This window comes from Streptomyces prunicolor NBRC 13075 (assembly GCF_000367365.1).
GTDB lineage: Bacteria > Actinomycetota > Actinomycetes > Streptomycetales > Streptomycetaceae > Streptomyces > Streptomyces prunicolor.
The window spans coordinates 87,731-113,615 of sequence record NZ_BARF01000008.1; the positions used below are offsets into that span (position 1 = coordinate 87,731).

General features: G+C 70.6%; 22 protein-coding genes. 10 read left to right on the forward strand and 12 right to left on the reverse strand.

Features of this window, described 5'->3' with window-relative positions; translation table 11 throughout:
• Positions 1–49: 49 nt before the first annotated feature.
• The 7 genes from SPR02S_RS04380 to SPR02S_RS64300 all read right to left on the reverse strand — a co-directional run bounded on the left by SPR02S_RS04380 (position 50) and on the right by SPR02S_RS64300 (position 6,879).
• The gene (locus SPR02S_RS04380; RefSeq protein WP_019055711.1) at positions 50–1,303 is read right to left on the reverse strand and encodes a cytochrome P450; all 1,254 of its coding nucleotides are present in this window, start codon (positions 1,301–1,303) and stop codon (positions 50–52) included.
• 89 nt (positions 1,304–1,392) lie between these two features.
• Complete coding sequence (locus tag SPR02S_RS04385; RefSeq protein WP_019055712.1) at positions 1,393–2,769, reverse strand: cytochrome P450 family protein; 1,377 nt, start codon at positions 2,767–2,769, stop codon at positions 1,393–1,395.
• Between the two features lie 8 nt (positions 2,770–2,777).
• A complete protein-coding gene (locus SPR02S_RS04390; protein WP_019055713.1) occupies positions 2,778–3,338 on the reverse strand; it encodes a GTP-binding protein in 561 nt (186 codons plus the stop codon).
• Positions 3,339–3,342: 4 nt separating this feature from the next.
• Positions 3,343–3,729: a DUF742 domain-containing protein gene (locus SPR02S_RS04395; protein WP_019055714.1), complete on the reverse strand. Its 387-nt coding sequence runs from the start codon at positions 3,727–3,729 to the stop codon at positions 3,343–3,345.
• Complete coding sequence (locus SPR02S_RS04400; protein ID WP_019055715.1) at positions 3,722–4,549, reverse strand: roadblock/LC7 domain-containing protein; 828 nt, start codon at positions 4,547–4,549, stop codon at positions 3,722–3,724. The genes SPR02S_RS04395 and SPR02S_RS04400 overlap by 8 nt, the downstream gene beginning before the upstream one ends.
• 20 nt (positions 4,550–4,569) lie before the next feature.
• Positions 4,570–5,667, reverse strand: coding sequence for an ATP-binding protein (locus tag SPR02S_RS04405; RefSeq protein WP_019055716.1), 1,098 nt, complete (start codon positions 5,665–5,667; stop codon positions 4,570–4,572).
• Positions 5,668–6,342: 675 nt separating this feature from the next.
• Positions 6,343–6,879 carry a helix-turn-helix domain-containing protein gene (locus SPR02S_RS64300; protein WP_174447519.1) on the reverse strand — a complete coding sequence of 179 codons (537 nt, stop codon included), beginning with the start codon at positions 6,877–6,879 and terminating at the stop codon, positions 6,343–6,345.
• Positions 6,880–7,523: 644 nt separating this feature from the next.
• On the opposite strand from SPR02S_RS64300, the gene SPR02S_RS04420 reads away from it, so the two are divergent.
• The 7 genes from SPR02S_RS04420 (at position 7,524) to SPR02S_RS04450 (ending at position 14,036) form a co-directional block, all read left to right on the forward strand.
• A complete protein-coding gene (locus SPR02S_RS04420; RefSeq protein ID WP_019055718.1) occupies positions 7,524–7,856 on the forward strand; it encodes a cupin domain-containing protein in 333 nt (110 codons plus the stop codon).
• A gap of 76 nt (positions 7,857–7,932) precedes the next feature.
• Positions 7,933–9,507, forward strand: a complete 1,575-nt coding sequence (locus SPR02S_RS58840) for a sensor histidine kinase (protein ID WP_019055719.1) — start codon at positions 7,933–7,935, stop codon at positions 9,505–9,507.
• Positions 9,508–9,515: 8 nt separating this feature from the next.
• Positions 9,516–9,953 (forward strand): roadblock/LC7 domain-containing protein, encoded by a 438-nt coding sequence (locus SPR02S_RS04430; protein ID WP_019055720.1) that lies wholly within the window; start codon positions 9,516–9,518, stop codon positions 9,951–9,953.
• Positions 9,950–10,318 carry a DUF742 domain-containing protein gene (locus SPR02S_RS04435; RefSeq protein WP_019055721.1) on the forward strand — a complete coding sequence of 123 codons (369 nt, stop codon included), beginning with the start codon at positions 9,950–9,952 and terminating at the stop codon, positions 10,316–10,318. The genes SPR02S_RS04430 and SPR02S_RS04435 overlap by 4 nt, the downstream gene beginning before the upstream one ends.
• Positions 10,299–10,886, forward strand: a complete 588-nt coding sequence (locus tag SPR02S_RS04440; RefSeq protein WP_026150208.1) for a GTP-binding protein — start codon at positions 10,299–10,301, stop codon at positions 10,884–10,886. The genes SPR02S_RS04435 and SPR02S_RS04440 overlap by 20 nt, the downstream gene beginning before the upstream one ends.
• Positions 10,883–12,139 carry a cytochrome P450 family protein gene (locus SPR02S_RS58845; protein WP_019055723.1) on the forward strand — a complete coding sequence of 419 codons (1,257 nt, stop codon included), beginning with the start codon at positions 10,883–10,885 and terminating at the stop codon, positions 12,137–12,139. Before SPR02S_RS04440 ends, SPR02S_RS58845 begins: the two co-directional genes overlap by 4 nt.
• Before the next feature lie 157 nt (positions 12,140–12,296).
• A complete protein-coding gene (locus SPR02S_RS04450; protein WP_019055724.1) occupies positions 12,297–14,036 on the forward strand; it encodes a CdaR family protein in 1,740 nt (579 codons plus the stop codon).
• 14 nt (positions 14,037–14,050) lie between these two features.
• On the opposite strand, the gene trpA is transcribed toward SPR02S_RS04450, so the two are convergent.
• From trpA to SPR02S_RS58850, 3 genes are all read right to left on the reverse strand, one after another.
• Entirely contained in the window at positions 14,051–14,917 is an 867-nt protein-coding gene (trpA, locus tag SPR02S_RS04455) for a tryptophan synthase subunit alpha (protein ID WP_019055725.1), read from the reverse strand.
• Between the two features lie 78 nt (positions 14,918–14,995).
• On the reverse strand, positions 14,996–16,285 hold the full coding sequence (locus SPR02S_RS04460; protein WP_019055726.1) for a hypothetical protein: 1,290 nt from the start codon (positions 16,283–16,285) through the stop codon (positions 14,996–14,998).
• Between the two features lie 274 nt (positions 16,286–16,559).
• A complete protein-coding gene (locus SPR02S_RS58850; protein ID WP_158697775.1) occupies positions 16,560–16,856 on the reverse strand; it encodes a hypothetical protein in 297 nt (98 codons plus the stop codon).
• Positions 16,857–17,129: 273 nt separating this feature from the next.
• Here SPR02S_RS58850 and SPR02S_RS04470 point away from each other — a divergent pair, with 273 nt between their 5' ends.
• On the forward strand, positions 17,130–18,635 hold the full coding sequence (locus SPR02S_RS04470) for an AAA family ATPase (protein ID WP_019055728.1): 1,506 nt from the start codon (positions 17,130–17,132) through the stop codon (positions 18,633–18,635).
• Here SPR02S_RS04470 and SPR02S_RS04475 read toward each other — a convergent pair.
• Complete coding sequence (locus SPR02S_RS04475; RefSeq protein ID WP_043258063.1) at positions 18,616–22,422, reverse strand: HD domain-containing protein; 3,807 nt, start codon at positions 22,420–22,422, stop codon at positions 18,616–18,618. The two genes, SPR02S_RS04470 and SPR02S_RS04475, sit on opposite strands and share 20 nt — an antisense overlap.
• A gap of 478 nt (positions 22,423–22,900) precedes the next feature.
• Here SPR02S_RS04475 and SPR02S_RS04480 point away from each other — a divergent pair, with 478 nt between their 5' ends.
• Both SPR02S_RS04480 and SPR02S_RS62865 read left to right on the forward strand, forming a co-directional pair.
• Positions 22,901–23,563: an RNA polymerase sigma factor gene (locus SPR02S_RS04480; protein WP_019055730.1), complete on the forward strand. Its 663-nt coding sequence runs from the start codon at positions 22,901–22,903 to the stop codon at positions 23,561–23,563.
• Positions 23,563–24,765, forward strand: coding sequence for a coiled-coil domain-containing protein (locus tag SPR02S_RS62865; protein ID WP_019055731.1), 1,203 nt, complete (start codon positions 23,563–23,565; stop codon positions 24,763–24,765). Before SPR02S_RS04480 ends, SPR02S_RS62865 begins: the two co-directional genes overlap by 1 nt.
• Before the next feature lie 207 nt (positions 24,766–24,972).
• Here the strand turns inward: SPR02S_RS62865 and SPR02S_RS04490 are convergent, their stop codons facing one another.
• Complete coding sequence (locus SPR02S_RS04490) at positions 24,973–25,809, reverse strand: L,D-transpeptidase family protein (protein WP_019055732.1); 837 nt, start codon at positions 25,807–25,809, stop codon at positions 24,973–24,975.
• Between the last annotated feature and the right edge of the window lie 76 nt (positions 25,810–25,885).

Consider the following 25,885-nt stretch of genomic DNA (forward strand, 5'->3'; position numbering starts at 1 on the left):
GGCTCCCGAACGGGGGCTGGTGTGGCGGTACTTGGCGGTATTGGCGGGTTCATGTCAGTGAGACGTCCAGGTTCATGAGTCGCCTGAACGCCACCCGGGGTGCCATCGCGGGGCGGCGGACCAGGGTGAGTCTCGGCAGGCGGGCGATCATACGGCTGAGCAGGGTCTGTGCCTCCAGCCGGGCCAGGGGTGCGCCCAGGCAGTAGTGGATGCCTCCGCTGAAGGCCAGGTGGGCCACTTTGCGCCGGGGGTCGAAGGAGCCGGCGTCGGGGAACCGGGCGGGGTCGCGATGGGCGGCGCCCACCATGAGGTGCACCATCTCCCCGGCCTTGACCTCGGTGTCCTCCAGGAGACAGTCCTGGGAGGCGATCCGGCTGATGACGTGGGTGGGGGAGTCGTAGCGAAGGGTCTCCTCCACGAACGCGGGGACCAGGTCCGGGTGTTCGTGGAGGAGACCCCAGCGGCCGGGTTCCTCGACCAGCAGGAGAGTCATGGTCGACAGCAGGGTCGCCGTCGTCTCCAGCGCGGCCAGCAGGACGAACAGGGCGAGGAAGTAGACGGCTTCGTCGGCCTTGTCCCGGTCCGGTTCGAGCTCGTCCCAGGTGCGTATCCAGCGGGAGACGGGATCGTCCCCGTCCCCGGGATGTCGGCGCCGGTCGCGCACCAACTCCACGAAGTAGGCGCGCAGTTCCACCATGGCGGCGTCGGAACGGGCCAGTTGGCTGGCGTTCGGGAGCAGCTCCTGGGTGAAGACCTGGTCATGCGTCAGTTCGCGCAGCCGGGGCCAGTCCGCGCTGGGCAGCCCCAGCCAGTAGCCGACGGTGGCGACCGGGAGTTGCTCGCCCACCAGTGCCGCGAAGTCGGCCTCCCCGTCCCGCAGGCGCTCGTGCAGCGTGTCGAGGAGTCCCTCGACGACCTGGCTCACCCGGCGGCCGAGCTGTTCGACGGTGGTGCGGTCGAAGCCGCCGGCCGACCGGCGCACCCGGGTGTGCTCCGGAGGGTTGAGCGCGGGCAGGGTCCGGCTGATCTCCCGTGCGGAGGGGGCGCTCCAGCGCGTGCGCTCACCCTGCTTCTCCCGCCAGCTGGTGTCCGGTTCGAGCCAGACGCCGTTGCGCAGTACCTGGTCGCAGGTGCCGTAGCCGGTCACCAGGTGACCGCCCCAGGGCGCGGGGCTGACCGCGCCGCGCGCCCTGAGTTCCGCGTAGATGGGGAAGGGATCGGCCTGTCCGTCAGCCGTCCGAAGACGGGAGAACAGGGAGATGGTGGCCCGACGGTCCGATGCCGGAGTCGTGACGCTTCCCACGATGGTGGCTCCTCTCTGCCAGCCGCCATCCGTACCCGTGGGGTGTTTGAATCATCCAATAACACAGTGCTTTCGTAGGGTTACTTACGTCACTCGCCATTCACCCAGGCCCGGAAGCGGCTGAACATCCCGCCCTTGGGGCGCGGAGCGGCGTGCGCGGGCCGGCCGCCCATGGCCGTCTGCGGCATGCTGGCGGGCGACGGCGCGAGCTGACCGGTCGCCGGGCGGGCCGGGCGGGCCCTGGCCGCGGACGGCACCGCGCGGGGGGAGTACCGGATCGGCACCGTCACCAGCTGGCGGCTCCACGGCGCCGGCACCCAGGAGAGTTCCTTGAAGGGGACGCGCATCTCGACATCGGGCAGCCGGTTGAGCAGCGACTCGACGGCCGTGGCCGCGATCATGAACGCCGGGTCCTTGGCCGGGCACGCGTGCGGGCCCGCGCCGAAGGCCAAGTGGGCCTTGGAGCTGAGCTGTTCGCGGTGTGCGGTCAGCTTCGGGTCGGTGTTGGCGGCCGCGAAAGATATCAGGACCGGGTCGCCCGTGTGGAGGGTCCGGTCGCCCAACTCGACGTCCCGCGTGGGGTAGTGGGCCGCGTAGTTGGCGATCGGGGCGTAGTTCCACAGCGTCTTCACGACCGCGTCCTCGATCGGCAGGCCGTTCGGCCAGTCGTCGCTGAGGTACAGCGCGGCGCTGGTGCCGATCGAGGCCGCCAGGGGCGCGGTGCCGCCGGAGAGCAGGGTCACCAGCTGGTGCAGCACCTCCTCGTCGGTCAGCCGGGAGGAGTGCACCATCAGCTGGGTGGTGAGGTCCTCGCCGGGCTGCCGGCGTTTGAGGGCGATCAGTTCGGCGAGCGCGCCGCCCAGGGTCTCGTCGGCACCCGGGGTGCCCTGGAAGATGCCGGTGATGCCGGCGATCACCCGGTCGCCGAGCTCGGGCGGGCAGCCGAACAGTTCACCGAAGACCAGCAGGGGCAGCGGCTGGGCGTAGGCGGACATCAGCTCCGCCTGACCGAGCGCCTCCGAGCTGAACTGGCTGATCAGGTAGTCGGCCGACTGCTGCGTCAGCCGTACGATGCGGCCCTGGTCGACGGTCGCGAGGCTGTCCGTGACCGCCTGCCGCAGCCGGGCGTGCGCCGCGCCGTCGCTGAACAGGGCGTTGGGGCGGTAGCCCATCATGGGCAGGGCCGCGCTGTCCGCGGGTACCTTCCCCGCGTTCAGGTCGTTCCAGCGCCGCGAGTCCCGCACGAACAGGGTCGGGTTCTGCAGGATGTACAGACTCGCGTCGTAACTGGTCACCAGCTCGACCTCGACGTCCGGCGCGATGTCGACCGGGGCGCTGGGCCCCTGCTTGCGCAACTGGGCGTAGGTGTTCTCGGGGTCGGCGCCGAAGTCGGACCCGTACAGCGGGACGTTGCCGTGCGCGGGGCAACCGGCCGGTGCCCCGGACATGTCGAAGGGCTGTTGCATGCTGGCTCCTAGCCGAGTGAGGACAAGAGGTGCTTCACGAGCGTGATGAGTGCCTGCATAGAGGAGTCCTGGTCACGGACGTCGCAGTGGATGACCGGGGTCTCCTCGGAGATGTTGAGTGCCTCGCACACTTCGTCCAGCGGGAACTCGTGCTTCCCCTCGAACGTGTTGACGCCGATGACGTAGGGCAGACCGAAGGCCTCGACCAGGTCGAGGATGGGGAACGTCTCCTCCAGCCGCTCGGGGTCCGCCAGGACCAGCGCCCCCAGCGCTCCCCGGGACAGCCCCTCCCACATCTGTTTGAAGCGTTCCTGCCCGGGAGTTCCGAAGATGTAGAGGACCAGGTCCTCGCCCAGGGTGAGACGCCCGAAGTCCATCGCCACGGTCGTGGTCGTCTTGTCCGGCGTCTCGGAGAGGTCGTCGAGACCCTCGCTGGCTTCGGTGATCTCCTCCTCGGTCTGGAGCGGTTCTATCTCGGAGACACTTCCGATGTACGTGGTCTTCCCGACCGCGAAGTGGCCCACGACCAGGATCTTCACGGAGCGGGAGACGTCGGGATCCAGATACACGGGACTACGCTCCGGTTCGAATTCGCATCAGGCCGTCGAGCACGGCGGTCAGCAGGACGGGGTCGTGGCGTTCGGCGTGGGGCACCGGATTGCGCACATGGATCAGGCCGTCCTCGGCCATCTGCGCCAACAGGATGCGGACGATGCCCAGGGGCAGCCGGGTGTGGGCGGCGACCTCGGCGACCGAGAGGAAGCCGTCCGCGATCAGGTCCATGACCGTGCGGGCCTCCGGGGCCAGCGTGCGAGCGGCCGCTACGGCACCGTCCTGGGCGGTGATGATCGTGGTGTGCTCGTACTCGCTCTCCCGTGGCAGCGCGCGACCCTGCGCGATGACGAAGAGGGGGACTAATGGGGCCGTCAGTTCCAGCTCGCCGTCCAGTTCGTCACTCATCGCCCGTCCTTCCTCCGCTGGCGCCCGACCCGGCGGTCAGCGCCGGCATCGTGTCGCCCAGCCGTTCGGTGAACTCCTCGATGTCACAGCTGTGTTCGGCGGCCGCCGCGAGGAAGGCGCCCTCGCCGGCCGCGATCAGGAACACCCAGCCGTGCTCGAACTCGATGACCGTCTGCAGCCATTCGTCGTCCTGCTGTCCGCCCGCGAACGGCGCGGTCGCCCGGCTGTAGGCGTGGATGCCCGTCATGGCCGCCGAGATGGTGTCCGCGAGGTTCCTGCCGATCCCCGCGCTCGCCCCGCGCGGCAGACCGTCCGCGCCGAGCAGCAGGGCGTGCACGGCGCCCGGCACCGACGCCACCGCCTTGTCCAGCTCCGCGAGCAGGAAGACCGCCCCGCCCTCCGCGTCCCGCAGTGCCGAGGCGCGGTCCAGGGTCTGCGGCGCGTCACCGGCGGTCACCCGCGGCGGCGCCGTGAGGTTGTTGCCCAGCCGGGAGACCAGCCGGTTCATCCGGAACGAGAGCTGCTCCATGTCCACGTCGGGCTCCGCGGCGGCGGCCAGGTAGGCACCCTGCCCGGCCCCGATCAGGAACACCCAGCCGTGCTGGAACTCGATGACCGTCTGGATCCACTGCCGGTCCTGGGCCAGTCCGGCGAAGTGGGCGGTGGCCCGGCTGAGCGACTGCATCCCCGCCATGGCGGCGGAGATGGTCCGCACGTCCTGGCCGGTCAGGTCGTCGGTGGACCCGCGCGGTATGCCGTCCGCGGACAGCACCACTGCGTGCCGTGCCCGCGGCACGTTGTCCACGATGTCCTGGACCATCCAGGACAGGTCTCCTGTACTCATGCGTTTTCGGACCCTCCGGGCGTCTGGGTGTCGAAGGAGGCCGTGTCACGCGCGGTCTGCGTACCGCGCTGCAGGGCCGCCAGGCTGCCGGAGCCGCGCCGGGCACTTCGGCGGGGTGCCTGCTCCGCGCCGTTGGTGATGCTGGTGGGCGAGGTGCGGGACCCGCGCTTCGGCAGGCCGCCCGCGGTACGCGCCGACCTTCCGGTCTCCATCGGCCGGATGCTGCTCACGGGGGCCTCGGTGGCCGGCGGCAGGGTCTCCTCCATGGTCCACAGCTCCTCGGGCAGTAGGACGACGGCCCGTACGCCGCCGTACCGGGAGACACCGGTGACATCCACCGTGAAGCCGTGCTGACGGGCGATCATCCCGATGACGGGGAAGCCGAACTTCGGCTGGGTGCCCAGCTGGGACAGCCGGGGGAGGCCCTCGCCGGACAGCAGCGCGCCGGCCCGCTGCCGGTCCTCGTCGCCCATGCCGACGCCGGCGTCGTCGATGACGATGCACAGGTTCTTCTGGGCCTGCCGGAACGTGACCTCGATCGGGGCGTCCGCCTGGGAGAAGCTGGCGGCGTTGTCGAGGAGTTCGGCGACGGCCAGGGCGACCGGCGCGACCGCGGAGGCCTTGAGGGCGATGCCGCTGGGCTGCATGATCTCGACCCGCTGGAAGTTGCGGATCTGGCTCTGGGCGCTGCGGACCACGTCGTAGACGCTGGCGGGCTGGTTGCGGCGGCCCAGCGGGGCGCCGCACATGACGGCGATGCCCTGTGCCTTGCGGGCCATCTGGGCGTTGGCGTGGGTGATGTCCATCAGGTCGGAGAGGACCGCGTGGCCGCCGTACTCGCGCTGGACCCCGTCCAGCAGCGTGGTCTGCTCGGCGGCGAGGCTCTGCAGGAAGCGGGCGGCGCCCTTGAGGACCGACTTGGTGTTCTCCTCGGCGGCCTGCTCCGCCTCGCGGATGACACCGTCCTGTTCGTCCCGCAGCTGGACCAAGGAGGCCTGAGCGCGGTCGAGTTCACCCTGGGCGTACCGCAGCCGCGCCTCCAGCGCGGCCTCGGACTCCGTCTTCCTCCTCCCCAGGGCTCTGCTGCGGAGCATGAGTGCCACGACTGCGGCTATGGCTATCACCGCTATCGCAACCAGGCACCAAAGAAGCACGTCTTGAGTCATGGAAACCTTTCCCGGCGCGTGGCATGCAGGCGTCGTCGAGTACGCCTTGCAGGGATCCGCAACCCGTCCGGGGGACTGCATGACTGGTCGACGCGGAGAGACGACCGCGTTCAGACTCAAGGCCTGAACAAAAGTGGATCAAGGTCGCAGACGGCGGAATGCTATCACCGTCAACCGTGATATCTGCGGCCACTCCATCGGGTTAACACGGAGTCAACATGTCGGCTGCGTAAGGGGTGTTGGCCGCGCCGGGGGGGCCGAGGCCTCCGGCGCCGGGAGGTACCGGCCTCGGCGCTCCGGTCGGGGCGGCGCGATGTCCATGATCGTCAACTGCCGTGCGGGCGGGGTGTCTTCACTGCCCGGGCAGAGGTTCGCTGGTCAGGCGGTGGGGCGGGGCGGGGCGGCGAGGCGGTTGAAGGCCGGGGAGGCCGTCGCGGGTTCGCCGTCCGGCGGCAGGAGGTGGGCTCGCTGGGTGCCGGCCGGGGATGGCCGGTTGGCGCAAGGGTGTCGGGTGCCGGGCTACGGGAGCCGGTCGGGCCGGGCAACTGCCCGGTGTGGACGAGGTGTTGGCGGTGCCGAAGGGCCGCGACTACCGCGTGCCGCCTAGCGCGTGCCGTCCGGGCAGGGGAGACCGGAGACCGCTCCGTGGCCCACGGATGCCATCGCGCGGGCCATGGGTGAGGGCGGTACTCGGCCGGGCGAACGGAAGTGACCGGTCTGCGGATCGGCCTGTGGTCGCAGTACCAAGCCGGTCAGTTCGACCGGGACGTTCAGGCCGGCGAGGAGTTCGACGATTCTGTCGATGTTCGTGAGGCGGCGGGTGCCTGTTTCCAGCATCGACATGAACGACTGACTCAGTCCGGTCAGGGTGACCATGTCGTCCTGGCGGAGGTTCCCCAGGGTTCGCACCAGCGTGCAGAGTCTCCCGAAGTCGCGCTCCGCCAGGGCGAATTGGACCTCCGGCACGTCCCAGACCCGCGCGGGCACACGGAGCGATTCCGGTGCGGTCGCCGGCCGGCTTCGGAGACAGGCGCCGCACCTGTTCTCCTTGTTGTATCTGCTCAGTCGGCCGGCGCACTCGGCGCAGCGCCGGGTGCGCGTGGCAGCCGCGGGTATCTCGGCGGTGCGTAGTCCTGACACGGACTTCCACTCCTTAGTGAATTCCTTGCGTGAATTCCTTGATGGTGCGGCCCAACTGACCGGTACCGGTGCGGGTTTACTGCCAGATGCCGGCGTTGGCGTGCTCGGGCGTTCCGGCTCCGGGGACGACCGCGGCCGTTGCATGGACATTGATCATGGGCGACGACTCCACCATCGGTAGGGCGCGTTCAGCGCTCCCGTAACTGCCTGGGCCTGTGAACCTAAGAGCCGTCGCACGGGCCCCGCTAGGCCGCAGGTGCACCATTTCGCCGCCCGCCGGTTGCCGCGGTGCACATTGGCGGCGCATGTGTTGCCGCCGTGCACCACTCCGCTTTTCCTTGTTGCCGGAATGCACCACGGCAGGGTGCATTCCGTCGCCGTTCGCTCCCGTACCGCGTCTCGCGGCTGTCCGGAACGACGGTCCGCGGTGCACCGTGGCAATGCCGAAGGACTCAACGGTGCACGGTGGCAACAAAGGGATCGACGTGATGCACCGCGGCAATGAGGAGCCGTGAAAACGGTGCACTTGTGGGCTGGCGGGGCTCGCGTGACGGCTCATATGTTCCCAGGGCCAGGCGGCCCCGTGAGTCGGCCGCCCGCCGGTGGGAACCGACCCCGGCCGCACACCAACGTGAAGGAACAGCATGCTTCCTGGTTTCAGCGTCACCTCGGCACACGACGTGCCCGCGACCGCCCTGACCGAATTCATCACCGTCAAGACGATCAAGGAAGCCACTCCGGACGATCCCTCCGTCATCCAGGAGTACGTCATGGCCCCGGGCGCCAACGCCGGTGAGGATCCGCATCACCGGTGGGAGCATCTGGTCATCCTGGACGGCGAGTTCCACGACGGTCACGCCGCCTGGCCGAAGGGCTCGGTCATCTCGGGCCGGCCCGGGAGCGTGCACTACCCGAGTTCGGCGGTCGGCTGCCGGTTCCTCGCGTTCTTCCCGCACGGGTTGGGCGAGGCCGCCTGACCGCACTCCACAGCTGCCGTCCCGGCTCCGTCCCCGGTTCCCTCGCTCCCTCCCTCCCGAGAATGGCGCACCCCTTGTGACCGGATTCATCGAAGCGGCCGTGGCTGTGTCCGGTGCTGTGGCGGCGGCGCTGGCGACGTGGGTGGCGCAGCTTCCGGGCCGGCGACGAGCAGTACAGCGTCTGACGACTGCCCGGACCCGGCTGCGGGAGGCCGAAGTCGCCCAGCGGGACGCCGAGTTGCGCAACAACGCCGGGACGGCCGCGACGGCCGAGCTCCGCGCCCAGTGGCAGCATCAGCTCGACCAGGCCCGTGCGGACGCCTCCGGCAACTGGCAGTACGCGCAGCAGGTGATCGGGGAGGTCGAGCACTTCGTGGAGCGGCGCCTGCCCGCCGCGGTCCAGGAGATCCGCGGTGTCCCGGTGCGGCACGAGCCGGGGCTGCGGCACGGCTCCCTGGAGGGCTCGGAGATCGCGGGATATCTCGCCGTACTCGACACGCTGTTACGGCAGACCGCGGCGGATGTGCGGCGGCAGGCCGAGGACGCGGCCGGTGCCGGTGTGCGGGTGGCCGCGGAGGAGATCCAGGCCGCGCTGACGCGGGCGCAGCGGGACATCGACGCGGCGCTCGACGCCGATGAGGACCAGGGCGCGGGCAGCACCACCCCGCAGGCGCTGGCGAGGATCGACCACGCGGTCACCCTGGCCGGCCACACCGTGCAGCGTCTGCGGATCCTCGCCAACTCCTGGCCCGGCGTGCAGCGTGCGAACTGCTCCGTCCTGGAGATCATCGAGAGCGCCCGCGGGCAGATCCCGCACCTCGACGCCGTCGAGTACGCCTTCCAGTCCGCGACCGACGACGTACTGGTCGAGGGGCTGATCGTCGAACCGGTGATCGTGGCGCTGACGGAGCTGCTCGACAACGCCACGTCCTACTCGGGGGAGAAGGCCTCCACGTATGTGCAGCGGGTGCGGGCCGGTATCCGCATCACGGTGGAGGACAGCGGCCTGGGTATGAGTCCGCTGCAACTGGAGCGGGCGGAGCGCGCGTTGGCCTCGGGCGGTGCGGATGTGACCGCGCTCGCCGAGCCGTTCTCGCTCGGGTTCCTGGTCATCGGGCGGCTGATCCACCAGTACAACCTGCGCGTGACACTGTCGCCGTCCGCCTCGGGCGGCGTCCGCGCGGATCTGCTGATCCCGGCGGAACGCCTGGCCGCGGAAGCGGACGAGGACGGTCCCGCCCGCCGCACGGGGGCGGCGCCGTCGGCCGCCCAGCTGCGGACCGTACCGCCTCCGACGTTCCCGGCGGCGGGTACGGAGACGTTCCCGGCGGCGGATACGGCGATGGTCCCGGCAGCGGGCGCGGAGACGATCCCGGCTCCGCAGTGGAGCTCCGGTGGGCACGGGCGGCCGACCCCGGATCCCGTGCACGACGCTCCGGCCGTGCCGTCCTCGCAGGCCGCGGCCGGCCCGGGTCCGGCGCAGGCCCATTCCCTGCCCAAGCGGCAGCCGCGCCGTGCCCGGCCCCAGGACACGGCACCTCGACAGCACGCGATCAGCGACCCCGAGGCAGTGGCACTCGCCAAGGGGTTCGAACAGCTCAGTCACATCCTGGCCGAGGGATTCGGCACCGAACACACCACGGAAGGGTGACCGCAGGAATGACCGCGTTCCAGCACGCGACGGCCGACACGGCCGACTTGAGCCCCCAACTCAACGGCCTGCTGGGGGAAGGCGTGGTCTCCGCCGTGCTCTTCTCGTCCGACGGGCTGCCCCTGGCCTGCGCCGACGGCCTCGGCCGCGAGGCGATCGAGCGGTCCTGCGCCGTGGTCGCCGGCCTGTACTCCCTCCAGCGCAACTTCGCGGAGTTCTGTCATGTGGCCCCGGGCATGCTTCCCATGTCCCGCGTGCAGACGATCGACTTCGGCACGCACACCGTCCTGGTGCTGGCGGCCGGCCACAACAGCGGGCTCGCCCTCGCGGTCGAGGGCGGTGTGGTCCACCCGAACACCCAGCTCGCGCTGTCGAAGGCCTTGAAGCTGACCAAGGCACTGGAGCCGTTCCTGGCGTCCAGGGATCGCCAACCGCACCGGGCATGAGCCCGGTCTCCGCCGCGGGTCACTCCCGTCGCGGTGTCGTCCGCTCCCACACGGTCATCGGCGCGGACCCCGCACCGGCGGGCGTCCACGTGGATCTGGCCACTCTGCTGTCGGTCGATTCCGAGGCGAAGGGCCGGGGGTTACGGGCCCAGGCCCAGCGGGTCATGGCGCTGTGCGCGCCGGGTGTGCTCTCCGTGGCGGACGTCGCCGCGCATCTGTACCTGCCGGGAGGCGTCGTCCGCACCCTGGTCGCCGAGTTGGTGGCGAGCGGCCATCTGCTGGCAGCCGATCCCTTCGTTCCCGTGGCACAGCGTCACGAGGCCGAATTCCTCGAAAGAGTCCTCCATGGTCTCGAACGCCTTTAGTGCTCCCTATCTGCCGGCCGGAATGCGGTCGGTGAAAATTGTCGTCCTCGGGCCGTTCGGGGTCGGGAAAACCAGCTATATCGGCGCGATCTCGGAAATCGCGCCGCTGCGTACGGAAGAGCGCCTGACCCGGGCGGGTCAAGTGGTCGACGAATTGAATGTCGCCACCAAATCGACGACGACCGTCGCTTTGGATTTCGGCAGGCGCACTCTCGGTGGCGGGATCGTCGTCTACCTCTTCGGTGCGCCGGGGCAGCCGAGATTCGCGGACATGATCCGCTCTCTTCTCGACGGCGCTCTGGGCGGTCTCGTTCTCGTCGACACCCGCCGCATCGAGGAGTCCTTCGAGTCGATCGGACTCCTCGAAGAGGCCGACGTCCCCTACGCCATCGCCGTCAACACGTTCGCGGGAGCACCGCTCTACGACGAGGCGGTGCTGCGCGACGCGCTGTCCCTGCCGCCGGACCGGCCCGTCGTGCACCTCGACGCACGTCATCTCGAATCCGCGAAGACCGGCCTGATCGCCCTGGTCGCGGACATCCTCCGGCCGATGAGGAGCGTGACATGAACACCTATCACCCCGTACCGCGGCTGTTCGGCGACGACTTCCGCGAGCGCCCGCACGAGGCCTACGACCGGTTGCGGGCCGCCGGACCGGTGGCCTGGGCCGAGATCGCCGAGGGCGTGCACGCCCTGGTGGTCACGAGCTGGACCACCGCCCGCGCACTCCTCGCCGACCCCGACTTCAGCAGGGACCCGGCGCACTGGAGCGCGGTCGCGGACAACCGCATCCCCGCCGAACTCGCGTACATGGTCATTCCCGGCGTCCAGCGTGCCGAGGGTCGCGTCCACGAGCGCTTGCGGCGGGCGCTGGAGGAGTGCCTCGCCGGGATCGACGCGCACGAGACACGGGCCCGCGTGCAACGGGACTCCCGCATGCTCATCCAGCGCTTCGCCGCCCGCGGCCACGCGGACCTGATGCGGGAGTACGCGGAGCCGGTCGTCGCCCTCGCCTTCACCGAACTGCTGGGCTGCCCACCCGAGACAGCCGACTCCCTGCGCGACGCGGTGCACGCCCTCACCGCCGCGGAACCCGACGCCACGCTGGGCTGGACCGACCTCGCCGACATTCTCCGGGACACGATCCGGACGAAGAAGAAGACCCCGGGTACGGATCTGACGTCGTTCCTGCTGGCCCATCCCGCCGCCCTCAGCGAGGAGGAGACGGTCGGCCAGCTCGCGTCGCTGATCGTCCTGGGCGCCGCGCCCACTGCCGCCTGGATCGGATCCACCCTGCACGCCCTGCTGACCGAGCCCGCCTACGCGAGCCAGTTGGTCGGCGGCGCGGTGACCCTGCGCACCGCCCTGAACGAGACCCTGTCCGCGCGCTGCCCGGTGGCGAACTCCTCGGTGCACTACGCACGCCGGCCCAAGACCGTGCACGGTGTGCGGGTCCCCCAGGGAGTGCCGGTCCTGATCAGTCACGCGGCCACCGGGCTGGACCCCGGGCGCCCGGGACGGGGCGACGCGCTGGATCGCAGCCATCTCGCGTGGTCGGCCGGAATTCACCATTGCCCGGCTCCGGGTCTGGCCACCTCGATCGCGGAGGCCGCGATCGAGAATGCTGTCGACGCGCTGTGGGATCTCAGTGCCCCGATTTCCACCGTCGCCGGCAAGCACGGCCCATTCATGCATTGCCCCGCCCATGTCGGCGTTTTCTTCTCTCCTCCGCAGGAGCATGGGCTCGAAGACGAACAAGAAGACGAACAAGGTGTGCGGACTCGTCGTAGCGGGATGAATACGCCCGGTAGGGTGTTATAGAGAAAGGGTGGTGTTTGCCTCGATGATCGGCCTTCGGCAGCTTGTGAACATACCGGAGCTCGGGCTTGGCGCATGTTCCGGCGGTATCGCCGACCGAGAGGTCCAGTCCGTACGCCTTCTGTCCGATACCGACTGGATAGGGGAGAATATCCAGAGGGTGTTAATAGCCTCCGATATCGGTTTTCTGGGGGACACTGATCGCCTGTTCTCCACCCTCGCTTCCCGTCACGCGGCCGGCCTGGTCGTCACCAGCGCGCTCCCCGACGACGACTCCCTGAACGCGGTCCGGGCCGGCGCCGCTCACTACAAGGTGCCGCTGCTGGCCTCCAACCGGACGCTGCACCAGTGGAAGACCAACCTGGCCGGCCTGGTCACCGAGATGAGCGCCGCCGCCGTCCATCAGCACGTCGCCCGGCTCAGCTCACTCTTCGACCAACTCCGCGCACCCGCCGCCGACATGGTCCAGAGCATTGCCGACCTGCTCTCGCGGGAACTCGCGGCGGAGGTCGTCATCGGCTCACGCGGGGAGATCCTCGCGGCGGCTCCGGCGACGGCACCGATCGCCCTGGCCTCCGTGCTGACGAACCCGGACCGCCGGCAACTCACCACCCCCGCCGGTCTGTTCGCCCGTGTCGAATCCATCGGAGACAGCGAGCAATTCCTCGCGGTCGCGCTCAAGGACCCCTTCGGGCACAGCGAACGAGCACTCGTCGTCCATGCGGCGAACGCGCTCGCCCTGGCGCTGGCACCGTCGGGACGGATCGGCGAGCCGGACTTCCGACAGGCCCTCACCGAGATCCGGCTGTCGGTGTTCCAGCTCCTGATGACCGGTCATGTCACCGACGCCCAGCGCGTCATGGCCGGAGTGTCGCCGGGCCTGCTGGACAGCGAAGAGGCGCGGGTCTTCATCATCAACTGCGGCTCCGCACACCGCGACCGGGTCCTCGCGGAGGTGGAGAAGGACCTCGGCGACACCGCGCTCCCGGTCCGCTGTCCCGCCTACCCCGAGCACATCATCAGCATCGTTCCCGTGAACTCCGGGCATGACCCCGAGCAGGACATCGGCCGGCTTCTCACCACTTTCGACGGCGCCCGGGTCAGCGTCGGCGGCAGCAGCCGTTACCCGATGGCGAACGTGGGAGCCGCCTACTCGGAGGCGCTGGAAGCGCTCGGCCGCACCGAGTACCGGGCCGAGAAGATGATCGTGAACAGGACGAAGGTGCTCGGTCTCGCCGATATCCTCCCGGCCGATCTCGCCCGGGCCTGGGCGAGCAGGGTGCTGGACCCCGTCCTGACCGCGACCGGCGGTATGCAGATCCTCAGTTCCGTGGCCATGGCCCTGGAGTTCAAGACCACCAAGGCGTCCCGCATCATCCGGATCCACCGCAACACGCTCCAGCGCCGCGTCGCGAAGGTCTTCGCCGATCTCGGCTTCGTCCCCGAACGCACCCTCGACCGCATCGTCGTCTCCCTGGCGATCCAGATCGTCGCCACCCACGGCGCCGACCCGTCGCCGTACCGCCAGGTCTCGCTCGACGACGTCCTCGGCGTGGCCCCCGTCCGGGCCTGGGCCGAGAAGTTCCTGCGCCCCCTGGCGACGGACAGCCGCGACCTCCTGCAGACCGTACGTGCCTGGGTGCTCGCCGAATTCGACTCCGACGCGGCCGGAAGCCGGCTCCACGTCAGCGACCGCACCGTCCGCTGGCGCGTCCAGGCGGCGGAGACGCTCATGGAGCGGGACCTGATCACGATCTGGCCCCCGATCGACGAAGACCCGGGAGAGCAACGCCTCAGCGGAATCCGGCCGTTGACCGTGGCGCTCCACGTGACCACCCCGCTCGGCGGTGCCCGCCCGCCATTGACGGATCCGGCGGCGCCGCCTGCGCAGCAGCGTTGAGAGGTGAGGCGGGGTCAGGTCGCGGGCGGCCGGGCGCGGCGGACGCCCTCCGCGAAGTCGCGGGCGGCCTCGGCGGCGGTGACGGCCGCCGCTCCGGGCTGGGCGTGCATCCGGCGGATCACGGCGGATCCGACGATCACGGAGTCGGCGTAGGCGGAGGCCTGCGCGGCCTGGTCGGGGGTGCCGATGCCGATGCCGACCGCCACGGGCAGGCCGGTGAGGGTGCGCACCCGCCGTACCAGGTGCGGCAGGTAGGGACTGAGCGGGCGCCGGGCGCCGGTCAACCCGGGTGTGGCGGGGACGTGGATCAGACCGCTGGTGACGGAGCCGAGCGCGGCCAGGTGCGCGTCGGAGGCGCGCGGCGGGATCAGGGTGCTGGTGTGCAGACCCGCCGCGCGGGCGGCCCGCTGCCAGGTCGAGGCCGCGGTGCCGGTGCCGGTGCCGGTCTCGGTCTCGGTCTCGGGGAGATCGGGGACGAGCACGCCCGACACACCGGCGGCCGCCAGTTCCTCCGCGAAGGCGCGGGGCCCGTAGACCTCGATCGGTTTCCAGTACGACATGGCCAGCACCGCAGTGGTACCGGCGGCGGTCAGCTCGGTCGCGGCGTCGAACAGGTCGCGCATACGGAAGCCCGCGTCGAGGGCCTGCGCGGCGGCCCGCCGGATCACCGGGCCGTCGAGCACCGGGTCGGTGTGCGGAACGCCCAGCTGCAGTACGTCGGCGTGCTTGGCCATCAGGTGCAGGGCGTCCAGACCGGCCGCGCGGGTGGGGTAGCCGACGGGCAAGTAGAGCCCGAGCGCGGCCCGTTGCTCGGCGCGGCTCCTGGCGAGGGCGTGGTCGAGGCCGGCGGCGGACCAGGACGGCGGTGTGGACGTGGTCATGGGTGCCTCTCCGACGACGGGACGGGGGACGGGGGACAAAAGGGGGAGGGCGGAGAGGGAAGGGGGCTTCCTGCCGGGTCACGGCCGGTCCGCCGGGAAGAGGCCCTCGCGTTCCAGGGCACGGAGCACGCGGTAGTCCGCCTCGACGGCCCGGGGCTCGCCGCCGCTGAGCACCACCTCGGCACCGATCGGCGTGTCGGTGGCCGAAGCCCCGGCCCGCAGACCGGTGCTCACCGCGACGACGGTGGGCAGCCCGCGCAGAACGCGCCCCAGCGACGGATCGACCCCGCCGGCGCGCGGGCGGAAGTGGACCCGTACGACGTGCCGGCCGGTCGGTGCGGGGACGGGTCGGCCCGGAGCGGGGGCGAGCACCGCGTCCAGGGCGTCGGCGAAACGGTCGCGTCCGGTGGCCGCCCGCAGCGCGTCGTCGGCCAGCGACGCTCCGGGCACGGCCAGCGCGCCCACCAGGACGGGCGTCCGGCCCGCGCCGAAGGCGACGCGACTGGAGACCGGGCCGCACACCACCCCGAGCGTGTCGAGCACGCGCAGCGTGTACCGCGTCAGGGCCCGGGTGAGCAGTGCGTGCCGGTCGAGGAGGTCGGTGCGGGCCGGGAGTCCGTCGGGCGTGTGGGTCCGCGCCCACAGGTCGGTGACGGTGTGCTCCGGCAGTCCGTCCAGGCCGATCCGGGTGACGGTGTTGACGACGAACTCGCGGCCGGGCGGACGCTCGGACAGGACCAGGTGGTGGTCGTCGGAGTGGCGGGCGACCGCCCGGCGCATGGCGGGCCAGGCGGAGCCGATCCCGGACGCGTGCGAGCACACCACCGCCTCGACGGGCACTCCGGCCGCGGCCGGAGCCAGGAGGTAGTCGCCCAGCGGGTGTTCCGCCGCCCAGCGCAGGGCCTCGGCCAGGCTCGTGGTGCGTACGCCGCGCAGGGCGGGGACACCTGCCCGGGCCAGCGCGGCGGCCTGCACACCGTGGTCCCGGCGCAGCGGCGCGGCGCCGGGATCGCTGCCCGGCACGCCAAGGTGCCAGGCGATCCGCTCGGCCAGCTCGATGCCCGCCGCGCTTCCGGCGACGACGGCGGACACGTCCAGGGCGCGCAACGCCTTGACCGTCTGCCGCAGCGAGCCGCGGTGCTCGACCGTACGCACGTAGGGTCCGTCCGCCCGTACGGCGTGGACGGACGGGATCGGGCGCGGCACGGGGTGGACGGCCACGGGCTGCCGGCCCTGGCGGAGCAGGGCCGTCGCGTAGCCGCAGTCGTCGTCCGGGGCCACGACCGCCGCGGTGCCGGGCCCGGCCGTGACGCGAGGGCCGGCCGAGGTGCGGGTGGACACCTCGAACGCGGCGCAGAACAGGGCCATCAGGGCTCCCGAGCAGAGGAAACGAAGTGACCGGAGCGGGGCGCACGGTGCCGCGTCCGCTCCGGGCGGGAGATCACCACGGCCCGGACGCGGTGCGTTGCGTCCGGGCCGTGGGAGTTGCGGGGAGCCGTAAGGGAGGTACGACTCCCCGCCCGACCGAGGTCCGCGCGGATGGGATGCGCGCGGTCGAGCCGCTGACACGGCTCGCCTCGGTCCCCGGCCGACCCCCGTATGGTCGCCCCCGGCCGGGAGTCAGGAGTAAGAGATCAGCGCTTCAGACGACTGGCGAAGCGCTGAACGAAGTGGTCCGGTAGCCCTTGCCGGCGGTGTTGCCGTGCTCGGACCTGCAGGTGGTGCCGTACGAGTTCGCGGACTTCACGACGGGGTCCGTGCCACTCACCGACTTCTTGATCTCCAGGCGGAAGCGGGCGGCGTCCAGAAGTCCGGTCCGGTCCACGAACCGGCCGGTGCCGTCCCAACTCGCCTTCGTCCAGGCGTGGATGACGCCGTTGACGCGCTTGGCGCACAGCGTCGCCTTGAAGTCGTGGTTGTCGGTGGGGCATCGGGACACGGCAGCCTCCGGAGAGAGGTGGGTGGTCGACGGGAGGCGTTCGGGACGCGTTGTGTTGGGCGGGCGGTTGACGACCACCATGGAGCACGGGCGGCCCGAGCTCCTATCTCTGAGGTGATATCAGCGGCGCGGTGGTCGGGGGCGCGGAACTCGCGGAGACTGCCGGGGCCGCCACCCCTGGCCCGACCGATTCATGAGGTGAATTCCAGTGCGACGCTTTCTGTCGAAGTAGACTTAGACGTAATCCGTCGAAGTCGATGTGTAGGAGAGCGAGTGAAGAAAGGCCTGCCGATCAAGCCGGACGATGTGGTCGACCGAGACCGGGAGTGGGATCTGCTCGCGGAGTTCCTCACTGATCCGGATCCGGCGATGCGGCTGGGCATTGTGTCGGGGCGGCGGCGGCATGGGAAGTCGTACCTTCTGCAGGCCCTGTCCGAGCAGGTCGGCGGCCTGTACGTCACAGCGGTCCGGGAGGAGGGGCGGCTGCCCGCGATCCAGCGGTTCAGTGACGCGGTCGCCGCCCACGCCGGCCTGCGGCCGGGGAGCCTCCGTCTCACCGACTGGCGTGACGTCCTGTCCAACGCCCTTGAGGTGACCGCCCGTTCGGCGCGCCCGCTCCTGGTGATCGACGAATTGCCGTACCTGCTCCAGCACTCGCCCGAAATCCCCGGGCTGCTGCAACAGCTCTACGACGAACGCCAGCGGGGCGCCCTGCCCGGTGCCGGGCCGGGACCGCGGCTGATTCTCTGTGGCTCCGCGATGAGTGTCATGCACGAACTGCTCTCGGGAACCAAGCCGCTGCGCGGACGTGCCGTGGTCGATCTACGGCTGGGCCCCTTCGACTACCGCGACAGCCGGACCTTCTGGCAGATCACCGACCCGCTGACCGCGCTGAAGGTGCACGCGGTACTGGGCGGGGCCCCCGGCTACCGGCCGGTGGCCGCTCGGCCGCATCCGGACGACGGCTTCGATACCTGGCTCACCCGGACACTGCTCGACCCGGGACGGGCGGTGTACTCGCGCACCGAGACCGAGTACCTGCTGCGCGAGGACCCGAGGATCACCCAGCACACGCTGTACTACGACATCCTCACCGCGATCGCGCGGGGCGCCACCACCCCCAGCAAGATCGGCGCCGCCCTGGAGCGCCCGCGGAACGCCGTCGCCCACCCCCTCGGAGTGCTGGAATCAACCGGCTACATCCGGCGGGAGCAGGACATCCTCCGCTCCAGGCACCCCGTCATCACGCTCGCCGACCCGGTCATCCGCTTCAACCAGCTCATCACCCTCCCGCAGGCCTCCGCCGTGGAGCAGGGCTTCGCCGAGCAGGTGTGGCAGCAGGCCACTCCGACCTTCAACTCCAAGATCCTCGGACCCCACTTCGAGGACCTGGCGCGCGACTTCACCCGTCGTTACGCCCACACCCTGTTGCCCGACGGCCTGCCCGGCCCGGTCGGTACCACCGAGGTCGCCGACCAGGCCGCCCGGACCAAGCACGAGGTGGATGTCATCGCCCTGGCTGCCGGTGAGCGCCCGCAGGCTCCCCGCGCGCGGATCGCGCTGCTGGGCGAGGCCAAGGCGACGGCCGCCCGCCGTGGGACCGGTGACTTGGAGCGCCTGGAACGCATCCGTGCCCTGCTCGAAGGCCAGGGCTACGACACCGGCGCCGCCACCCTGGCCCTGTACTCCCTGCACGGCTTCTACCCGGACCTCGTCGACCTGGCGAACCGCCGCGACGACCTCCTCCTGGTCGACCTGCCTACCCTTTACGGCAGTTGACACCAAGAGGACGAGGAACCCGGGCGAGGGCACGGCGCAGCTGCTCTCCGATGTCGGGCACCGGGATCCCCAACTCGGCCAGCCAGCGGACGACTTGTTCGAGGTTCGCATTCAACTCTGCTGCGCGACGTAGTAGCTCCTGCCACGTGAGCTGATTACTTGCGGACAAATAGGTCTCGTCGTATTTCGAGTCCCAGAGGAGCTCGTGCGCGTCGACTGCCGACAGCCCGGCCGGCAGGTCCGGACAGGAGACCGTGAGCCCGTATGTCGCCATCCGCTCGGCGAGCTCGGCTGGAGGCCGGAGTACGGACCGTGCGGCCACGACCAGATACGCGAACGGCATCGTGTCACCGACGGAGAGGCCGAACCATGAACACGGCCCAGAGCGAGACAACAGCTGCTCATCCAGCTCGTCGGGGCGGTGAGGCGCTCTGAACGGCACATTGAAACCGTAATCTTCGAATCTTCGGATCGCCGGTCCCAGACGATGGGCGCCCGATTGTAGAAGCAAGTCGTATGGCAATGGGCCCGGAGGAGCGATACCCAGCGGGTCGTCGACCCACCAGCTGTTGAACAATGCGAGATCGTCGGTCGTAGCGTCGTCGGGGAACGGGCACGGCGGGGAGAACCCGAGCTCGCGGTACCTGCCCAGCGCTTCGGTCGGCGTCATGTCCAACTTGTGTGCGGCGAGAAGCGACTGGAGGAGGGCCATCGGATCCGTACGCGTCAGCCAGGCTTCCGTGTCCTCACAGCCTCGCCTCAGGACGATTGGCAGTTGGCGGTCCGGCCGTTCGGGCAGTGCGGCTCGGTCGGGACGCAGGCCATGAGCCTCGTAGCGGGCACAGACCTCGCTGACGGTGATGTCGAGGTCGATGGCGGCTTGGGCGATACGACCGGGCGGCACCGTCTCACCGGGCGAGAACCAGTCCGTCGGGTGCTGCGGGTCGTGCGCCAACAGTTCGTCGTGCAGTGCGGCATTGGCCAACGTGCCCACGGCGCCGGGCACGTTGATCCCGAGGTCCCGCCAGAGAGCGGCCACCTGCTCCGGTTCCTGGTGAGCCTGGACGGATTTGCGCATCAGTTCGGTGACAGTGACGTTCGTCGACCGCCGCAGAGGCCGCCCCGAGGAGTCACAGAGCAGTTGGAGATCTGGATCCGACGCCTTCAGCGCGGCGGGAATCCTCTCGATTCGCAGATCGTGGAGCCCCAGCACTGCGGCTCGGCGGATCGTGGCATCCAGCGACGTCCTTCCGCGCAGGCCCGACGGCAGGAATCGCTCTCGGGGGGAGCCCAGCGTGGCCCAACACCAGTACGTCAAACCAGAACTCGGAGGTTCGGTCAGTAACAGCTGATCGGAGGGCATGGCCGGGAGTACCGGCTGCGCAGCATCCAATTCGGGGCAGAATAGCGTGAGTTGGTTCAGGATCCGCTCATCCTTATGCGCAAGAAGGCGCCACAGGTAGATGTGGTCCGGAGGGCTTCCGGAAAACGTCCAGGGTGCATCGTCCCGGCCCTCTCCACGTCCACGAGCGGCGAACATCTCGCCGTCCGACGGCAGCACCCCGCACCTCGCGACGTCGAGCACGCCGTTCTCGTACGGAAGCGGACGCGCCGCGCGCAGCAGCGCGTCCGCCACGAGGTCGGCGAGTTGTGTGCTCTCTTTGGCCACCCGGCAGATCCAGGCGAAATCCGGCAGCGCCGTACCGTTGGCTGCGATCAACGGATCCACTGCCTTCGCCAGAAGCGCGTTCAGCACCGGCTCGACATCGTCGAGGATCTCGGCCCGGTCGGTGGACAGTTGGGCCGGTGCGTACGGACCCGAGAGGTTGACCACGACGCCGGTCAGCCCGGACGCGGCCGAGGAGACGACCCCCGTGCGCCGTGCGGGCTGCACCACCAGGCCGTCGACCAGCAAGGCACCGCCGTGCTCGGTCCAGGTGAGCTGTACTCCGGGCGGGGCGTCCACCCAGGTCACCCGGGCGCCGTGCGCGTCGAGTCCGAAGCGCTCATCGCGCGGCTGTTTCCGCTCCCGCACCACGCCCGCCGTCCAGTGGGTCCGGCGTGACTCGTCCTCGGCGACGGTGTCGAACTCCGCGATCCCCAGGAGGCGTTCGAGCACATCAACACTGGACACCGCCCCGCCCTTCCGCAGGTACAGCCGCACCCGCGTGCCCGGCTCGTCGCCTCGCTCGGCGGCGGTGACGATGCGGAAGAGATGGCCGGGCCCATGAATCGAAGCGCGCAGCACCGGCCCTGGCCTGCCGTCGAGACCCATGCGGCACGTTGTCACGGTGAACTCGTCGGCCAGCATGAAGTAGCTCAACACTCCGATGCCGAAACGGCTGTTGGGGTGCATCTCCACTGGCGGGTCCACCTCGCTCCATGCCGTGTGTTCAAGCTTGAAGTCGCTCTGTTCGGCGAATCGCGCGCCCGCCTGTGAGAAGACGCCGCGCAATTCGGCGTCGCCCATCCCGACGCCGTTGTCCCGACATTCCAGATAGGGGCGTCCGTCGTCGTCCCGTCCCTGCTCGAACTCGATCCGTCCGGCGAAGGTGTAGGCGCCGCCGCGTCCGCTCCGGTCCAGGTACTGGGTTCGCGCTCGGCGGTAGCGACATGCGTCGAGAGCGTTCTGGTACAGCTCGCGCACCGCCAAGTCGCGGTCCTTGTAGAGCTGTACGCCCATCAGCAGCTCCCGGACGCGTCGTTCGTCCAGGCGGAATCCGGCCCAGCCGTCGAACACGCCGTCGGCCGGACACACGTCGTCGGCCGAGAGACTCGTGGGGAGCGTCGGCATGGGCTGCGGGATCCGGTCGCGTGCCGTTCGGTCGACGCTGCGCAGAAGTTCGTTGGAGCGCGTGACGTACTGCCGTAGTCCTTCGATGACTGCCTCGTGGTGACAGTCGGCCCGCAGTGCCGGGTGTGCCGTCTGGCCGCCCCAGGTCGCCCGCTCGACCGTGTCACGAAGTTGTTCGAGGTCGACGGGGTGGGGGATGCCGACATGCTCGACGATGACATCGGGGAGCGCGGTCGTCTCCAGGCAGGTCCCGTACGCGAGGGCCAGCAGGAGGGCGAGTCTGCGATCGCGTACCCGCTGCCGGGCCGGGACGGCAGGGACCCGAATCTGGTCCTCTCCGCTCAGCCGGTCCAGGAATTCGGCGTTCGTCACATCAGGGCCGCGCCGCACCGCATGCAGGAGCGCGGTCACCCGCCCGGGTTCCAGAATGCCACCGAGGCCCTGAACCAGCTCATCCTCGCCCTCGATCTCATGAAGCAGCTCCCGAACGGGCCCCGCCTCGGCGTGCTCGCCACGTCCCAGCAGCCAGCGGTGGAACAACCACCAGCCGATCGGTCGCGCCGCATCGGGCCGCAGGGCCGCACGCTTGACCAGTCGATCGTGCCCTGCCGTGAACGCCTCGAAGGCGCGCCGATCCTCGTCCGCGTCAGGCACGGGGCCGAGCCGGTCAGGTCCGACGTGGGCCCAACGGGACGCGGTCCGCGCCCTGTTGGCGCCGTACAGGAACGGCACGAGGATCAGCAGCGCGGCCTCGGCCGGGTACAGATCGAGTGGGCGCCCGGCGCCCGGGTCACCCAGCAGCCATTCGACCCGGTCGATGAATCGCACCGCGGTGCCCGGGTCCTGCCACGGATCCGCGGCGAGTGCGTCCTGCGCGGCATCGCGTACGCCGGCCAACCCGGCGACCGCGGAGCACACATGCGCCCTGAGTGTCCGTGCGCTCCGAGCGTCGTCGACGTGGTCCCACAGGGTCGATCGCTCCGCGGCTCGCACCCACCGGTCCTCAACACCGCCGGACGGCAACGCAGGTGGAGACTCGGTGTCCACGTGTAGGTGAACTGTCCCGGCCTGTACGACAGTGCGTTGAGCACCCCCGGAGATCAGGTTGCGTACCGTGCCCGCGGGGTCCACGTCCTCCATGTCCCGAGCCTATGGGCGGCGGCCCGCGGCGGGGGCGACTTCCCGAGAGCGCCGGTGGCGACAGACGTGCTGCACAGGAAGGTCACGAGTGAGAGATCTCGCGGAGACGGCCGGGGCCGCCACCCCCCACAGGAGAGGCCCCGGCCGTCGCGCTGTACGGGCCGCGCGGCGGCCCGTACTTTTTACAGCGCCGTGGGTGCGTTTTCTGTCACACCGCAGGGGCGAACCACGTAGTTGAGGCTTGTACGGACATGGACGAGGAACAGTTTCAGGTCGTAACGTGCCTTTCGCGCCGGAGGGCGGACGCGACCAACAAAATTCGAGGGACCACGTGCTGGGGGACGACGCGGAGCTGACCGCCGCGGTGCTTGCGGCACAGGACGGGGACGAGACCGCGTTCCGGACTGTGTACCGCACGGTGCACCCACGGTTGCTCGGATACGTACGGACGCTGGTCGGTGATCCGGACGCCGAGGACGTCGCGTCCGAGGCCTGGCTGCAGATCGCCCGGGACCTGGACCGGTTCAGCGGCGATGCGGACCGGTTCCGGGGATGGGCCGCCCGGATCGCCCGCAACCGCGCCCTGGACCACATACGGATGCGCGGCCGGCGCCCCGCGACAGTCGGCGACGAGACCGAACTCACCGGCCGCGCCGCCGACTCCGACACCGCCGGCGAGGCCATCGAGGCCCTGGCCACCGACCGCACCCTCGCCCTCATCGCCCAGCTGCCGCAGGACCAGGCCGAGGCCGTCGTCCTGCGCGTGGTGATGGGCCTCGACGCCAAGACCGCCGCGGAGACCCTCGGCAAGCGGCCCGGCGCCGTCCGCACGGCCGCGCACCGCGGGCTGAAACGGCTCGCGGAACTGCTCGGCGGCGACCCGGAATCCGCCGCGGCCCTCGACGCCCTGCCGCCCCAGCGAGACCCGCGCGACCGCGCGGTGACGTCCGCCACTGTGACGCATACGCGCGCGCGGACGCAGAAGGACATGTGATGGCCGACGAGCGCTCTGCTTTTCCGGGGAACACCCCTCGGACCCCCGGCCGATGGCTGGACCGTGAGACCGCCGAACTGCTGCTGCGCGGCGAGTCCCTGGACGCCGTCGATCCGGCCGCCCGCGACCAGGCCGACCGGCTCGCCAGGACCCTCGGCGCGCTGTCCGTGGAACCCTCGTCGGCCAAGGTCGAACTCCCGGGCGAGGAAGCCGCGTTGACCGCCTTCAGGGCGGCGCGCACCGGCAACGATGTCGAGCGGGCCGCCCTCGCCCGGCGCGGCCGCGGGCCGTCCTCCGACGCCGGTCTCGTCCGGCTCGGGCGGCCCGCCGCGACCGTCCCGGGACCGCGCTGGGGAAGACCCGTACGGGTCGGCCTGACCGCCGCGCTCGCCGTCGGCATGCTCGGCGGAGTCGCCGCCGCCGTCGGCACGGGCGTCCTCCCGACACCGTTCTACGACGACCCGACGCCCGCCTCCTCCATCTCCGCCGCCGTGACCCCGCCCGACCGCACCCTCGTCTCGCCCGCGCCGAGCGGCACCGGCGGCTCGGGCACGCCCAAGGCGGGCGGCGGTTCCGACGACTCCTCCGGCGAGGCCGCCGGCAGCGGCGCGAACCCCACGCCGAGCACCGGTTCCGGCGACGACTCGGTCGGCTCCGGCAAGTGGTGGCGCGGGGTCACCTCGTCCTGCCGTGCGGTACGCGACGGCAAGCCCCTGGCCCCCGGCCGCAAGCGCACCCTGGAGGGCGCGGCGGGCGGCACCTCCCACGTGTGGACGTACTGCAACGGCCTGCTCAAGAACACCGGCACCGACACGGACGACAAGAGCACCGGCGGCACCGGCGACAGCAAGGGTGACGGCAAGAACGGCGGCGGTCAGGGCGACGGTTCGAGCGGTCCCGGCGACCAGACCGGCGACCAGGGCGGTGACACCAACGGGCAGGGGCACATATCCCCGCTCGCACCGGGCGGCGGCAACGGCAGCGGCAGCAGCAACGGCGGTAGCGGCAACGGCGGTAGTGGTAGCGGCAGTGGTGGCAGTGGCAGCGGTTACAACAACCAAGGCGCCGCCACCCCGAGCCCCTCGATCCTCGCCCCGCTCCTCCGGCGCCAGTCGCCGTCCACCACCCCGGCCCCGACGCACACCACCAGCACCGAGACCCGGCAGACCCCGTCGCCGAGTCCGACGTACAGCGTGCTCTGAACTCGGCGCACGCCGCTGACCTGCGCTTTCATGGCGAGTGGAAATTTCTTCGCGGCAGGTGTGACACTTCCGGCCGCCGCGGCGCAGTACTGAGTGAGCCGACTGGTCATCGGCCAACGCACAGAGCCGGGGTTCCCCCCGTACCTAGGCTCGTGCACACGGCGCGGGTGGGACACGTTCCCCCGGTCCCGCCCGCGCCTCATCCACCTACTGGTGGACGACGACCTTGTCGCCGGTCCGCACCTGCGCGAAGAGACTCGCGATCGCCGCCTCGTCCCGGACGTTGACGCAGCCGTGCGAGCCGCCCGCGTAACCCCGCATCGAGAAGTCGTACGAGTAGTGCACCGCCTGGCCGCCGCTGAAGAACATCGCGTACGGCATGGGGGAGTGGTAGAGCGTGGACACCCACTTCCGGGCCTTCCAGTAGACCTGGAACACACCGTCGCGGGTCGGGGTGTACTGCGCGCCGAACCGCACCGACATCGTCGACACCGTCCGCCCGTCGATCATCCAGCGCAGGGTCCGGCTCGTCTTGTCGATGCACAGCACCCGGCCGGTGAGACAGCGCGGGTCGGGTGCGCCGGCCGGTTGGCCGCCCATCAGATACAGGTCCCACCTGCCCGGCTCGTGCGTCATCTTCAGCAGCCGCTGCCAGGTGACGGTGTCGGTCTCGCCGGTCTTCGGCAGCCCGCGCTTGCCCTGGAAACCCGCGACGGCCTGCTCGGTGAGATCGTCGTAGGTCCCGGTCGGCCCGTCGAAGAGCCAGTCGACCTGCCGTAGCCGCGCCTGCAACTCGCGCACGTCCGTGCCGCTGTCGCCGCGCGCCCAGAGGACGTTCGCGGCGCGGGCGGTGCGCGGGGAGGCGGAAGCCTTGTCGTCGCCGGTACCGGTGCTACTGCCACTGCCACTGCCACTGCCGCTGTCCGGAAGCTGGATGCGGACGGGCAAGTGGTGCTTGCCGTCCGCGTCCGTGCCCTGCACCGTGCAGCCGCACAACGCCACCACTGCCGACAGGGCCGCCACGGCGGCGAACGCTCGCGCCATACCCGTAGTACGCCTCCCCATACCCGTAGTACGCATCACGGACCCCCGTCGTCTCACCGGCGTCGTACCCCGGACA